Here is a 14,691-nt window from a genome sequence, read left to right as displayed (position 1 = left end):
TTTAGGCCTCAACGATACAAGCATTCTTTATTAATATATAAAGAATTCAAGATGAGTGGGAGGGTATATCCCTATTACCACATCACGGACTTATAAGGAGGTGTGTCTCGTGGCTAAAAAAGTAATTAAAATGGTTAAATTGCAAATTCCTGCTGGTAAAGCGAATCCGGCACCGCCAGTCGGTCCTGCATTAGGTCAAGCTGGTGTAAACATCATGGGATTCTGTAAGGAGTTCAACGCTCGTACAGCAGATCAAGCTGGTCTAATTATTCCTGTTGAAATCACGGTATTTGAAGACCGTTCATTTACATTCATTACAAAAACTCCACCGGCTGCAGTATTGCTTAAGAAAGTAGCTGGTATCGAGTCTGGTTCTGGTGAACCTAACCGTAAAAAAGTTGCTACAGTCAAGCGTGATCAAGTGCGCGAGATTGCTGAAACTAAAATGCCTGACCTAAACGCTGCAAACGTTGAAGCTGCAATGCGTATGGTTGAAGGTACTGCTCGCAGCATGGGTATTGTCATCGAAGACTAATCCATGTAATTGTTGTTATTTGTTTCTACGGGGTTGCGATTGATACTCGCAACCTTTATTCGTGGGAGGTCATTCCGTTAAAACCACAATTTAGGAGGATTTATATCATGGCTAAAAAAGGTAAAAAGTATCTTGAAGCAGCTAAGCTTGTAGAAGTTTCTAAGGCTTATGCTGTAACTGAAGCAATTGAAGTTGCTAAAAAAGCAAACTTCGCAAAATTCGATGCGACTGTTGAAGTGGCTTTCCGTTTAGGTGTAGACCCTAAGAAAGCTGACCAACAAATTCGTGGAGCAGTAGTTCTACCGAATGGTACTGGTAAAACTCAACGCGTATTAGTATTCGCTAAAGGCGAAAAAGCAAAAGAAGCAGAAGCTGCTGGTGCTGACTACGTTGGTGAATCTGACTTCATCAACAAAATCCAACAAGGATGGTTCGATTTCGATGTAATCGTTGCGACTCCAGACATGATGGGTGAAGTTGGTAAACTTGGCCGTGTATTAGGACCTAAAGGTTTAATGCCTAACCCTAAAACTGGTACAGTAACATTCGACGTAACAAAAGCTGTTAATGAAATCAAAGCTGGTAAAGTTGAATACCGCGTAGATAAAGCTGGTAACATCCATGCTCCAATCGGTAAAGTATCTTTCGAAGATGCTAAACTAGTGGAAAACTTCACTACTATCTATGATACATTAATGAAAGTTAAACCTGCGGCTGCTAAAGGAACTTACATGAAAAACGTTTCTGTAACAACTACAATGGGCCCTGGCGTGAAAGTTGATCCTTCTACTTTCAATAAATAATTGACATTCCAAAACTATTATTGTTATAATAAGTTTTGTTGTGAATAAATGAATATCATTTGTACCGTAGACAGTAGGTGCTCGATTCGAGCTTAATTTCCTGCCGAGGTAATTCGATAATAATAGTCGGTGACTATGACCTTTGAAATTACTGCCTTCATGTCTGCAATAGAGATGAAGGCTTTTTCTTTGAAACGGTATAAATGTTTTCAAGCAAATCTACAGGAGGTGTAAGGATGAACGCAATTATTGAACAAAAGTCAAAAATCGTTGCTGAGATTTCTGAGAAATTAACTGCAAGCCAATCAACTGTTGTTGTTGACTACCGTGGATTGACTGTTGCTGAATTAACAGAACTTCGTAAGCAACTTCGTGAAGCTGGCGTTGAGTTTAAAGTTTACAAAAACTCTTTGACTCGCCGTGCTGCTGAAAGTGCTGAACTTAGCACTTTGAACGAATCATTAACAGGACCAAACGCAATTGCATTCTCAAATGAAGATGTTATTGCGCCAGCAAAAATCCTTAACGATTTTGCGAAAAAACATGAAGCGTTAGAAATCAAAGCTGGAGTTATCGAAGGAAATGTTGCAACTGCTGAAGAAATTAAAGCTCTTGCAGAACTACCTTCACGCGAAGGCCTACTTTCAATGCTACTCAGCGTGCTACAAGCACCTATGCGCGGACTTGCTCTTGCTACAAAAGCTGTGGCAGAACAAAAAGAAGAACAAGGCGCGTAAGCTAACCGCTTATATAGCCTATTGATTCAAAAAAAAAACCAACCATTTCGAGGAGGAAATAACAATGACTAAAGATCAAATCATTGAAGCAGTTAAAAACATGACTGTTTTAGAATTAAACGACCTTGTAAAAGCAATCGAAGAAGAATTTGGCGTAACTGCTGCTGCACCTGTAGCTGTAGCTGCTGCTGGTGGCGCTGCTGCTGAAGAACAAACTGAGTTTGATGTTATCCTTACATCTGCTGGAGATCAAAAAATCAAAGTTATCAAAGCTGTACGTGAAGTTACAGGTCTTGGACTTAAAGAAGCAAAAGAACTTGTTGACAACACTCCAAAAGCAATCAAAGAAGGCGCTTCTAAAGAAGAAGCTGAAGAAGTTAAAGCTAAGCTTGAAGAAGTTGGAGCTGGCGTTGAAGTTAAGTAATCTTGCATAAACAAAAAGCTCGCTATCACTGGCGGGCTTTTTTCTCTTCATTTTTAAGAAATGACGGAAATTTGCTGATAATAGTTTGGTTAAGTCATTATTCAAACTTTCCGGCATGCAAGAATCCATTCTTCAAATCTCTTCTCTCGTTAAATCTTCAATATTCCTTTCTGATAGGGGGAGATGACTCTGACAGAGCATTACTACTCACATAAACCGGATGTCGTAAGCAATCCGAAATTTTGGGATTTTACATTAAAAGGACGTACCTTTCGCTTTAAAAGTGATAATGGTGTTTTCTCGAAAAAAGAAGTTGATTTCGGGTCACGTCTTTTGGTTGAAAGTTTTAACCTTAATGAAGCTGTGGAAGGTGATATTCTCGATGTTGGTTGCGGTTATGGACCGATTGGAATATCAATTGCGGCAGCTTTTCCCGATAGAACGATAGAAATGATTGATATAAATAGCCGGGCAGTTGAATTGTCCAAAGAAAATGCCGCTTCTAATGCGATCACAAATGTAAAGATTTTCGAAAGTGATCGTTTTGACAAAGTTGGTTCCAATCAATTCGCTGCAATACTTACGAACCCTCCCATTCGCGCAGGCAAAAGTGTAGTCCACGAAATTTTAGAAGAAAGCTATCGCAGTTTGGTAGCTGGTGGAGAATTATGGGTTGTCATTCAAAAAAAACAAGGGGCTCCTTCCGCCATGGATAAAATGGAGCAATTATTTGGAAATATTGAAGTGCCTGTTAAGAAGAAAGGCTACTATATACTATTATCCAAAAAGGTTTGACTCTAAATTTTCGCTATGTTAGTATTATAAAATGCATATATATAATTCCGTAACTATGCAATTTTTATACCATTGGTGTATAACCAATGGATAATATGGGAAAAATATATAAATAATAGTTCGTTTTATGAGAAATAGTGGTTTTTAAAATAAAAACCATTTTCTTTTTGTCTAGGAAATGATTTCTTTTCCAAGGCAAATGGATCCTTATAACGCTTGATTTAAGGGGTGAATCAGTTGACAGGTCAACTTGTTCAGTATGGACGACACCGCCAACGTAGAAGTTATGCAAGAATCAGTGAGGTTTTGGATCTTCCAAATCTGATTGAAATTCAAACAGCTTCTTATCAATGGTTTCTAGATGTAGGTTTAAAGGAAATGTTCCAGGATATTTCGCCTATTGAGGATTTTACAGGTAATTTATCGTTAGAATTCATCGATTACAGCTTAGCTGAGCCGAAGTATTCTGTGGAAGAAACAAAAGAACGCGACGTTACTTATTCTGCACCGCTTCGTGTGAAAGTGCGCCTTGTTAACAAGGAAACAGGGGAAGTTAAAGACCAGGATGTATTTATGGGCGACTTCCCGCTGATGACTGAAACAGGTACATTTGTCATCAATGGTGCTGAACGGGTAATCGTATCCCAATTAGTGCGCTCACCGAGCGTTTACTACAATGGGAAAATGGATAAAAACGGTAAACTTGGGTTCTCTGCGACGGTTATTCCTAACCGTGGCGCATGGCTCGAATATGAAACTGACGCCAAGGATGTTGTGTATGTTCGAATCGATCGCACACGGAAATTACCGATTACGGTATTGATGCGTGCCCTTGGATTCGGAACGGATCAAGAAATCATTGATTTGATCGGTGACAACGAATACCTTCGCAACACTCTTGAAAAGGATAACACAGAGAGTGTAGAAAAAGCTTTGCTAGAAATCTATGAGCGTCTGCGTCCGGGTGAACCACCTACTGTCGATAACGCGAAAAGTCTTTTAGTATCCCGCTTTTTTGATCCAAAACGTTATGATTTAGCTAACGTAGGACGTTATAAAATAAACAAAAAACTGCATATCAAGAACCGTTTATTTGGACAACGTATTGCAGAGACTTTGATTGATCCGGAAACAGGGGAAATCATCGTAGAAAAAGGTACAATGCTTGACCGTCGTACTCTTGATAGGATCCTGCCTCATATTGAAGCTGGAATCGGATTCAAGACATTCCATCCATCCGGTGGTGTAGTGGAAGAGGAAACTCTTCTTCAGCCTATTAAAGTGTTTGCACCAAACGATGCTGAAGGCGAAAAAGTGATCAATATCATCGGTAATGCCTATGTGACCGACCAGGTCAAAAACATTACACCGGCTGATATCATTTCTTCTATTAGTTATTTCTTTAATTTATTGCATGGTGTGGGAATCACGGATGACATTGACCATTTAGGTAACCGTCGTCTGCGTTCTGTTGGTGAATTGCTGCAAAACCAATTTAGAATTGGTTTATCTCGTATGGAGCGTGTCGTTCGTGAAAGAATGTCAATTCAGGATACGAATACAATCACTCCGCAGCAACTAATTAACATTCGCCCAGTCATTGCATCCATTAAAGAGTTCTTTGGAAGCTCACAGCTTTCTCAATTCATGGATCAAACGAACCCGTTGGCTGAATTGACGCATAAACGTCGTCTATCTGCATTGGGACCTGGTGGTTTGACGCGTGAGCGTGCTGGATTTGAAGTGCGTGACGTTCATTATTCCCACTATGGCCGTATGTGTCCGATTGAAACGCCAGAGGGACCGAATATTGGTTTGATTAACTCATTATCCAGTTTTGCAAAGGTGAACCCATATGGCTTCATTGAAACACCGTATCGTCGTGTGGACCCTGAAACTGGTCGAATTACAAGCCAAATCGATTACTTAACAGCTGATGAGGAAGATAACTATGTAGTTGCCCAAGCGAATGTACGTCTATCAGATGACGGATCATTCCTTGACAATGATGTTGTTGCACGTTTCCGCGGTGAAAATACCGTTGTTCCGCGTGACCGCGTAGACTACATGGATGTATCCCCTAAACAAGTTGTATCTGCTGCGACAGCATGTATTCCTTTCTTGGAAAATGATGACTCCAACCGTGCACTTATGGGAGCGAACATGCAACGTCAAGCAGTGCCTTTGCTACAACCGGAAGCTCCTCGTGTCGGAACGGGCATGGAATATGTTTCAGCGAAAGACTCCGGTGCTGCTGTCATCTGTAAACACCCAGGTATTGTAGAACACGTGGAATCACGTGAAGTATGGGTACGCAGGGTAAGTGAAGTTGACGGACAGCAAGTAAAGGGAAATCTTGATAAATACCGTCTATTAAAATTCATTCGTTCTAACCAAGGAACGTGCTATAATCAACGCCCTATCGTCAGTGTTGGCGACAACGTTGTCAAAGGTGAGATTCTTGCTGATGGTCCTTCAATGGAAAAAGGTGAGTTGGCACTTGGACGTAACGTATTAGTTGCCTTCATGACATGGGATGGATATAACTATGAGGATGCCATCATCATGAGCGAACGATTGGTTAAAGATGATGTGTACACTTCTATTCATATTGAAGAATATGAATCTGAATCACGCGATACAAAATTAGGGCCTGAAGAAATCACTCGTGATATCCCTAATGTAGGGGAAGATGCGCTTCGTAATCTTGATGAGCGCGGAATTATCCGTGTTGGTGCAGAAGTAAAAGACGGAGACCTTCTAGTTGGTAAAGTCACGCCTAAAGGTGTAACGGAATTGACTGCTGAGGAACGTTTATTACATGCAATCTTCGGTGAAAAAGCACGTGAAGTAAGAGATACATCACTTCGTGTACCTCACGGCGGCGGTGGAATCGTTCTTGATGTTAAAGTATTTAACAGAGAAGATGGCGATGAACTTCCTCCTGGTGTAAACCAACTTGCACGTGTATATATTGTACAAAAACGTAAAATCCACGAAGGCGATAAAATGGCTGGACGACATGGTAACAAAGGGGTAATCTCCAGGCTCCTTCCTGAGGAAGATATGCCTTATTTACCAGATGGCACTCCAGTCGACATCATGTTAAACCCGTTGGGTGTACCTTCACGTATGAACATCGGTCAGGTGTTGGAGCTTCACTTAGGTATGGCTGCACGCGCACTTGGCATTCATGTAGCATCTCCTGTATTTGATGGTGCTACTGAGGAAGACGTTTGGGGTACGATTGAAGAAGCCGGGATGTCCCGTGATGCAAAAACTGTTCTTTACGATGGCCGTTCAGGTGAAGCATTCGATAATCGTGTATCCGTTGGTGTCATGTATATGATCAAACTGGCACATATGGTCGATGATAAACTTCATGCACGTTCAACTGGACCTTACTCCCTTGTTACGCAACAACCACTTGGTGGTAAAGCGCAATTTGGCGGACAGCGTTTCGGTGAGATGGAAGTATGGGCACTTGAAGCTTATGGTGCTGCTTATACATTACAAGAAATCTTAACCGTTAAATCAGATGATGTCGTGGGTCGTGTTAAAACGTACGAAGCGATTGTCAAAGGTGAAAATGTTCCTGAACCTGGTGTTCCTGAGTCCTTCAAAGTATTGATTAAGGAACTTCAAAGCTTAGGGTTGGATGTTAAAATTCTTAATGCCGAAGATCGTGAAATCGAAATGCGTGATTTGGAAGATGAAGAAGAAGGCAACCAAAATGACAAATTAAGCCTTGATGCAGATACAAAAGATATGGTTGCTTCCGAAGTAGGGGCACCTGTCAAAGAATAAAACTAAATATAAACATATCGAGATATAAATTTTCCGCTCTGACTGGCAGCAAGATGTTTCTTTGAATATCCTGCTGCCTTGTTAGAGCCTTATTGATTCAATCAACCATCATCCGGTGTAGATTGCCTGATACTAAGACGGCAATCAAGGGTTAAACCTGGAGATTAAAAGGGAGGTAGGCCCCTTGTTAGACGTTAATAATTTTGAGTATATGAAAATTGGTCTTGCTTCACCAGACAAGATTCGTTCTTGGTCACATGGAGAAGTTAAAAAACCAGAAACAATCAACTATCGTACGCTAAAGCCAGAAAAAGACGGTTTATTCTGTGAGAGAATTTTTGGACCTCAAAAGGACTGGGAATGTCATTGTGGAAAATATAAACGTGTTCGTTATAAAGGCGTAGTATGTGACCGTTGTGGCGTTGAAGTCACTCGGGCTAAGGTACGTCGTGAACGTATGGGTCATATTGAGCTGGCAGCCCCAGTTTCACACATATGGTATTTCAAAGGAATCCCTAGCCGTATGGGACTTGTTCTTGATATGTCTCCACGTGCATTGGAAGAAGTTATTTACTTTGCATCTTACGTAGTAACTGAAACGGGCGATACAACTTTAGAAAAGAAACAACTTCTTTCCGAAAAGGAATATCGTACATACCGTGAAAAATACGGTAAGAAGTTCCAAGCTGCGATGGGTGCGGAAGCTATTAAAAAACTTTTACAAGATATTGATACGGAAAAAGAAGTAGAGTCGTTGAAAGAGGAGCTTAAAACAGCTCAAGGACAACGCAGGACCCGTGCAATCAAACGCTTGGAAGTTCTTGAAGCATTCCGTAACTCAGGTAATGAGCCTTCATGGATGATCCTTGACGTGCTTCCGGTCATTCCACCGGAACTTCGTCCAATGGTACAACTTGATGGCGGCCGTTTTGCCACATCTGATTTAAATGATTTATATCGCCGTGTTATTAACCGTAATAATCGGTTGAAAAGATTACTGGACCTTGGAGCACCAAGCATTATCGTTCAAAATGAGAAACGTATGCTTCAGGAAGCTGTCGATGCTCTTATCGATAATGGCCGTCGTGGCCGTCCTGTAACTGGACCAGGTAACCGTCCGTTAAAATCTTTATCTCATATGTTAAAAGGTAAACAAGGTCGTTTCCGTCAAAACCTTCTTGGTAAACGTGTTGATTATTCTGGCCGTTCCGTTATCGTAGTTGGACCAAACTTAAAGATGTACCAATGTGGTCTTCCGAAAGAAATGGCGATTGAATTATTCAAACCATTCGTTATGAAGGAACTCGTTCAAAGAGGTCTAGCGCATAACATCAAATCTGCTAAGCGTAAAATTGAACGTTTATCTCCTGAAATATGGGATGTCCTGGAAGAAGTGATTAGAGAACATCCAGTACTATTGAACCGTGCACCGACTCTTCATAGACTTGGTATCCAAGCATTTGAACCAACTTTGGTTGAAGGTCGCGCAATTCGTTTGCACCCACTCGTATGTACAGCGTATAACGCTGACTTTGATGGTGACCAAATGGCGGTCCATGTTCCTCTATCTTCTGAAGCTCAAGCCGAAGCACGCATGCTTATGCTTGCAGCACAGAATATTTTGAATCCGAAAGATGGTAAACCTGTCGTTACACCTTCTCAAGATATGGTATTAGGTAACTATTACTTAACGTTGGAAAGAGAAGGCGCTATCGGTGAGGGTATGATCTTTAAAGATACTAGTGAAGCATTACTTGCATACCAAAACGGATATGTACACTTACATTCCCGTTGTGCCGTACATGCATCGTCACTAAATAATGAAACATTCACTGAAGAACAAAACGGCCAACTTCTTATTACGACTGTTGGTAAATTGATTTTCAATGAAATTTTACCTAAATCATTCCCGTATATTAACGAACCGACACGATATAACTTGGAAACAAAAACTCCGGAGAAATATTTTGTGGAAAAGGGCGCTAATATCCCTGAATTGATTAAAGCTCAACCAGCTATTGATCCATTCAAGAAACAAATTCTTGGAAATATCATTGCGGAAGTCTTTAAACGTTTTAAAATTACTGAAACGTCCAAAATGCTTGACCGGATGAAAGATCTTGGATTCAAATATTCGACAAAAGCTGGTATTACCGTTGGTGTGGCTGATATTGTCGTTTTAAAAGAAAAACAAGGAATCATTTCTGAGGCTCAAACTAAAGTGGATAACGTCTTAAAACAATTCAGACGTGGTCTAATTACAGAGGATGAGCGTTATGATCGTGTTATTTCAATTTGGAGTGCTGCCAAGGATACCATTCAATCTAAACTTATGGACTCACTGGACAGACGCAACCCAATATTCATGATGAGTGACTCCGGTGCCCGTGGTAATGCATCTAACTTTACGCAGCTTGCGGGTATGCGTGGATTGATGGCCAACCCGGCTGGACGGATCATTGAATTACCGATCAAATCAAGTTTCCGTGAAGGTTTAACAGTGTTGGAGTACTTTATCTCCACACATGGTGCGCGTAAAGGTCTTGCCGATACAGCACTTAAAACAGCCGATTCCGGTTACCTTACTCGTCGACTTGTTGACGTTGCCCAAGATGTCATCATCCGTGATGACGATTGTGGAACGGACCGCGGCTTGAAAATTTCAGCCTTGAGAGAGGGTACTGAAATAATCGAGCATCTTGAAGAACGCCTAGTAGGCCGTTATGCAAGAAAAGCGATCAAACATCCAGAAACAAATGAAGTAATTGTGGCTGAAAATGATCTTATTACTGAAGATCTTGCTAATTATATTGAATCACTTGGAATTGAAACAGCATGGATTCGTTCTGCCTTTACATGTAACACCAGCCATGGTGTATGTAAAAAATGTTATGGACGTAACTTGGCTACAGGTCAAGAAGTTGAAGTGGGCGAAGCAGTTGGTATTATTGCCGCTCAATCAATCGGAGAACCTGGTACACAGTTAACGATGCGTACATTCCATACTGGTGGGGTTGCTGGGGACGATATCACTCAAGGTCTTCCTCGTATCCAAGAAATATTTGAAGCAAGGAACCCTAAAGGTCAAGCTGTCATTTCAGAAATCGAAGGTACGGTTGTATCGATTAATGAAATTCGTGATAAACAACAGGAAATCGTTGTTCAAGGAGCAGTTGAGTCACGCACATATACTGCACCGTACACAGCGCGCTTAAGAGTTACTGTTGATACTCCTGTCCGTCGTGGTGAAGAGTTAACAGAGGGTTCCATCGACCCGAAAGAATTGTTGAAAGTTACAGATGTACTTACTGTTCAGGAATACCTGTTACATGAAGTGCAAAAAGTATACCGGATGCAAGGGGTTGAAATCGGCGATAAACACATCGAGGTAATGGTTAGACAAATGATGCGTAAAGTCCGTGTACTTGATGCGGGTGAAACGGAAGTGCTTCCAGGTACATTATTGGATGTTAACCAGTTCACCACTGCAAACACAGATGCATTGCTGACTAGCAAATTACCAGCTACAGGACGCCCTGTATTACTCGGTATTACAAAAGCATCTCTAGAAACGGATTCGTTCTTGTCTGCCGCGTCATTCCAAGAAACAACTAGAGTCTTGACTGATGCAGCAATAAAAGGAAAACGTGATGAGTTGCTTGGACTTAAAGAAAATGTCATCATCGGTAAACTTGTCCCTGCAGGAACAGGAATGCTTCGATACAGAAAAGCAAACCCTGTTGTTGTTGGTGACGAAACTGCCGATACAGTAACAGTGGACTAAGGGAAAAAGGACCAGCTCAATAATTGAAACTGAAATCATCACTCCTATATTCCAGTGCAGTGATGGATCAGGATTTATTGAGTTGGTCTCTCTTCTTATTATTTACAAATGACTAATTCCGATTGAGGAACGGTTATTATTTCCTGAAGGTAAGATGTAAATCTTAATAGAATTGTGTAAGGAAAACCTTTTGCTAAAATAAATTTTTTGAAAGAAGTTGACAGTATCCGACTAATAATGATACTATAGCAAAGGTGCTCCTATGTTACCCTGTAACTTTGGAGGATATGGACCATGTCTTATGAAAAAGTAATACAGGCAAAGTCAGTGATTATAGGGACGAAACAAGCAGTTAGAGCTCTTAAAAACAATTTAATTCAAGAAGTTATCATCGCTGATGATGCAGATATATACTTGACTGGGCGTGTCGTTGAGACCGCTAAAGAATTGGATGTTCCTATCACATATGTTGATTCGATGAGAATGCTTGGCAAAGCATGTGGTATTGATGTCGGAGCAGCAACTGTTGCCATTAAAAAGTAAAAATGTTTTTGCAATATAATTTGCAAAGACTTTGTTTTTACCCATTTATGAACCACCTGGATGTGTGGTACTAGAAATGAAAACGTGAAGGGAGGAAAAATGTAATGCCTACTATTAATCAATTAGTGCGTAAAGGACGCGAGTCTAAAGAGGTTAAATCAAAATCTCCAGCACTTAACAAAGGCTACAACAGCTTTAAAAAAGCACAAACTAACGTATCATCTCCGCAAAAACGTGGTGTTTGCACTCGTGTGGGTACTATGACACCGAAAAAACCAAACTCCGCGTTACGTAAATATGCGCGTGTACGTTTAACAAACGGTATCGAGGTAACAGCTTATATCCCAGGTATCGGTCACAACCTACAAGAACACAGCGTGGTTCTTATCCGTGGCGGTCGTGTAAAGGATTTACCAGGGGTACGTTATCATATCGTACGTGGTGCTCTTGATACTGCTGGAGTTAACAATCGTATGCAAAGCCGTTCTAAATACGGTACTAAGCGTCCGAAAGCAGCAAAAAAATAATATCAAACAAAAATTAAACTTTCTTGAAAGGAGGAAATATAATGCCTCGTAAAGGACCTGTAACGAAAAGAGACGTATTACCAGATCCGATTTATAATTCTAAACTTGTGACTCGCTTAATCAACAAATTAATGGTTGATGGACAAAGAGGTAAATCACAAAAAATTCTTTACTCTGCATTTGAGTTAATCAAAGAACGTACTGGCAATGAATCAATCGAAGTTTTCGATCAAGCACTTAAAAACATCATGCCTGTATTAGAAGTAAAAGCACGCCGTGTAGGTGGAGCTAACTACCAAGTACCAGTTGAGGTGCGTCCAGACCGCAAATCGACTTTAGGACTTCGTTGGTTAGTGAAATACTCTCGTCTTCGTGGAGAAAAAACGATGGAAGAGCGTTTAGCTTATGAAATCATGGACGCTGCTAACAATACTGGAGCAGCAGTTAAGAAACGTGAAGATACACACAAAATGGCTGAAGCTAATAAAGCATTCGCTCATTATCGCTGGTAAAATATATCACTATAAAATCCTTATAAAAGGAAGGAGAAAGACAAATGGCAAGAGAGTTCTCCTTAGCAAACACTCGTAATATCGGTATCATGGCTCACATCGATGCTGGTAAAACGACAACAACAGAACGTGTTCTATATTACACTGGTAAAATCCATAAAATTGGTGAAACACACGAAGGTGCTTCACAAATGGACTGGATGGAACAGGAACAAGAACGCGGAATCACGATCACATCCGCTGCAACAACTGCACAGTGGAAAGGTCACCGTGTAAACATCATCGATACACCAGGACACGTAGACTTCACAGTTGAAGTTGAACGTTCATTGCGTGTACTTGATGGAGCTGTAGCTGTACTTGATGCCCAATCAGGTGTTGAGCCCCAAACTGAAACAGTTTGGCGCCAAGCTACAACTTACGGTGTACCGCGTGTCGTATTCGTTAATAAAATGGACAAAATCGGTGCGGATTTCCTTTACTCAGTAGGAACAATCCACGACCGCCTGCAAGCTAATGCTCACCCAGTTCAGTTGCCAATCGGCGCTGAGGATCAATTCTCTGCAATCATTGACCTTATTGAAATGAAAGCTCATTTCTATGCCAATGATCTAGGAACTGATATCACTGTTGGTGAAATTCCTGACGAGCATCGCGAGCTAGCTGAAGAGTACCGTGAAAAGTTAATCGAAGCAGTAGCAGAAGTTAATGAAGACTTAATGGAAAAATACCTTGGCGGCGAAGAAATCAGCATTGCTGAATTAAGAGCAGCTATTCGTACAGCGACTGTTAACGTTGAATTCTTCCCAGTTATCTGTGGATCAGCTTTCAAAAACAAAGGTGTTCAATTAATGCTTGATAACGTTATCGACTTCCTTCCATCTCCATTAGACGTGCCGGCTATTAAAGGTACTCTACCGGATACAGAAGATGAAGTAGAACGCCATTCAGATGATTCTGAACCGTTCTCAGCTTTAGCGTTTAAAGTTATGACTGACCCTTACGTTGGTAAACTTACATTCTTCCGCGTGTACTCAGGTACATTAGAATCAGGATCATATGTAATTAACTCGACTAAAGGAAAGCGTGAACGTATTGGACGTATCCTTCAAATGCATGCAAACAGCCGTGAAGAAATATCTACTGTATACGCAGGGGATATCGCAGCTGCTGTTGGTTTGAAAGATACTACAACTGGTGATACTCTATGTGACGACAAGAACCAAGTAATTCTTGAATCCATGGTATTCCCAGAGCCAGTTATCTCACTTTCTGTTGAACCGAAATCAAAAGCAGACCAAGACAAAATGGGTCAAGCTTTACAAAAGCTACAAGATGAAGATCCAACATTCCGTGCGCATACTGACCAAGAAACTGGTCAAACGATCATCGCTGGTATGGGTGAGCTTCACTTGGACATCCTTGTTGACCGTATGCGTCGCGAATTCAAAGTGGAAGCAAACGTTGGTGCTCCTCAAGTAGCATACCGTGAAACTTTCCGTGGTTCAGCTAAAGTTGAAGGTAAATTCGTTCGCCAATCTGGTGGTCGTGGACAATTCGGACACGTATGGATTGAATTTGGTCCAAACGAAGAGGGTAAAGGATTCGAATTTGAAAATGCTATCGTCGGTGGTGTAGTACCACGTGAATATATCCCTGCTGTACAAGCTGGATTAGTTGATTCACTTGACCGTGGTGTACTTGCTGGTTACCCACTAGTCGACATTAAAGCAAAATTATTTGACGGTTCTTACCATGACGTTGACTCCAATGAAATGGCATTTAAAATTGCTGCATCAATGGCACTTAAAAATGCTGCTTCTAAATGTAAACCGGTTATCCTTGAACCAATCATGAAAGTGGAAGTTGTAATCCCTGAAGATTATCTAGGCGACATCATGGGAGATATCACATCTCGTCGTGGTCGTGTAGAAGGTATGGAAGCTCGCGGTAACACGCAAATGGTTAAATCCATGGTTCCACTATCTGAAATGTTCGGATATGCTACATCTCTACGTTCTAACACACAAGGACGCGGAACATTCTCTATGCACTTCGATCATTATGAAGAAGTACCTAAGAGCATTTCTGAAGAAATCATCAAAAAAAATAAAGGTGAATAATTGATTTTCATCTCTTATTAAAGTATAACTATCTTATGTAAGCTGTGATGTAAGAATTAGTCTTCCTTCACAGCCCTTATATACTTAATCTATTATTTATA

General features: G+C 40.9%; 11 protein-coding genes and 1 other annotated feature. All 11 genes read left to right on the top strand.

Translation table 11 applies throughout. The annotated features are described in order from the left end of the window. Positions 1–109: 109 nt before the first annotated feature. The 11 genes from rplK (at position 110) to fusA (ending at position 14,590) form a co-directional block, all read left to right on the top strand. Entirely contained in the window at positions 110–535 is a 426-nt protein-coding gene (gene rplK / locus ACFWE9_RS10055; RefSeq protein WP_053349074.1) for a 50S ribosomal protein L11, read from the top strand. 107 nt (positions 536–642) lie between these two features. Next, positions 643–1,338 (top strand): 50S ribosomal protein L1, encoded by a 696-nt coding sequence (rplA, locus tag ACFWE9_RS10050; RefSeq protein WP_230161727.1) that lies wholly within the window; start codon positions 643–645, stop codon positions 1,336–1,338. 46 nt (positions 1,339–1,384) lie between these two features. Beyond that, positions 1,385–1,535 (top strand) — a sequence feature (ribosomal protein L10 leader region). Between the two features lie 39 nt (positions 1,536–1,574). Continuing rightward, a complete protein-coding gene (rplJ, locus tag ACFWE9_RS10045) occupies positions 1,575–2,075 on the top strand; it encodes a 50S ribosomal protein L10 (RefSeq protein WP_230161726.1) in 501 nt (166 codons plus the stop codon). 64 nt (positions 2,076–2,139) lie between these two features. Further along, positions 2,140–2,499, top strand: a complete 360-nt coding sequence (rplL, locus tag ACFWE9_RS10040) for a 50S ribosomal protein L7/L12 (RefSeq protein WP_230161724.1) — start codon at positions 2,140–2,142, stop codon at positions 2,497–2,499. 189 nt (positions 2,500–2,688) lie between these two features. Beyond that, positions 2,689–3,294, top strand: a complete 606-nt coding sequence (locus tag ACFWE9_RS10035) for a class I SAM-dependent methyltransferase (protein ID WP_230161763.1) — start codon at positions 2,689–2,691, stop codon at positions 3,292–3,294. Between the two features lie 237 nt (positions 3,295–3,531). Further along, a complete protein-coding gene (rpoB, locus tag ACFWE9_RS10030; RefSeq protein WP_230161722.1) occupies positions 3,532–7,101 on the top strand; it encodes a DNA-directed RNA polymerase subunit beta in 3,570 nt (1,189 codons plus the stop codon). A gap of 184 nt (positions 7,102–7,285) precedes the next feature. Further along, positions 7,286–10,885: a DNA-directed RNA polymerase subunit beta' gene (gene rpoC, locus ACFWE9_RS10025; protein WP_230161720.1), complete on the top strand. Its 3,600-nt coding sequence runs from the start codon at positions 7,286–7,288 to the stop codon at positions 10,883–10,885. Between the two features lie 294 nt (positions 10,886–11,179). Next, a complete protein-coding gene (locus ACFWE9_RS10020; protein ID WP_034305040.1) occupies positions 11,180–11,428 on the top strand; it encodes a 50S ribosomal protein L7ae-like protein in 249 nt (82 codons plus the stop codon). A 104-nt stretch (positions 11,429–11,532) separates the two neighbouring features. After that, positions 11,533–11,955: a 30S ribosomal protein S12 gene (gene rpsL / locus ACFWE9_RS10015; protein ID WP_230161718.1), complete on the top strand. Its 423-nt coding sequence runs from the start codon at positions 11,533–11,535 to the stop codon at positions 11,953–11,955. Between the two features lie 41 nt (positions 11,956–11,996). After that, positions 11,997–12,467 carry a 30S ribosomal protein S7 gene (gene rpsG / locus ACFWE9_RS10010; RefSeq protein WP_230161714.1) on the top strand — a complete coding sequence of 157 codons (471 nt, stop codon included), beginning with the start codon at positions 11,997–11,999 and terminating at the stop codon, positions 12,465–12,467. A gap of 44 nt (positions 12,468–12,511) precedes the next feature. After that, positions 12,512–14,590, top strand: a complete 2,079-nt coding sequence (gene fusA / locus ACFWE9_RS10005) for an elongation factor G (RefSeq protein ID WP_230161712.1) — start codon at positions 12,512–12,514, stop codon at positions 14,588–14,590. The last annotated feature ends 101 nt before the right edge of the window (positions 14,591–14,691 follow it).

This window comes from Peribacillus sp. NPDC060253 (assembly GCF_042727425.1).
Classification (GTDB): domain Bacteria; phylum Bacillota; class Bacilli; order Bacillales; family DSM-1321; genus Peribacillus.
This window is presented reverse-complemented; position numbering and strand designations above follow the sequence as displayed.

Bases quoted from the DNA above. Each gene is read 5' to 3' on its own strand.
- rplA (WP_230161727.1), top strand. From the start codon at position 643: ATGGCTAAAAAAGGTAAAAAGTATCTTGAAGCAGCTAAGCTTGTAGAA.
- rplJ (WP_230161726.1), top strand. From the start codon at position 1,575: ATGAACGCAATTATTGAACAAAAGTCAAAAATCGTTGCTGAGATTTCT.
- rplL (WP_230161724.1), top strand. From the start codon at position 2,140: ATGACTAAAGATCAAATCATTGAAGCAGTTAAAAACATGACTGTTTTA.
- ACFWE9_RS10020 (WP_034305040.1), top strand. From the start codon at position 11,180: ATGTCTTATGAAAAAGTAATACAGGCAAAGTCAGTGATTATAGGGACG.
- rpsL (WP_230161718.1), top strand. From the start codon at position 11,533: ATGCCTACTATTAATCAATTAGTGCGTAAAGGACGCGAGTCTAAAGAG.
- rpsG (WP_230161714.1), top strand. From the start codon at position 11,997: ATGCCTCGTAAAGGACCTGTAACGAAAAGAGACGTATTACCAGATCCG.
- fusA (WP_230161712.1), top strand. From the start codon at position 12,512: ATGGCAAGAGAGTTCTCCTTAGCAAACACTCGTAATATCGGTATCATG.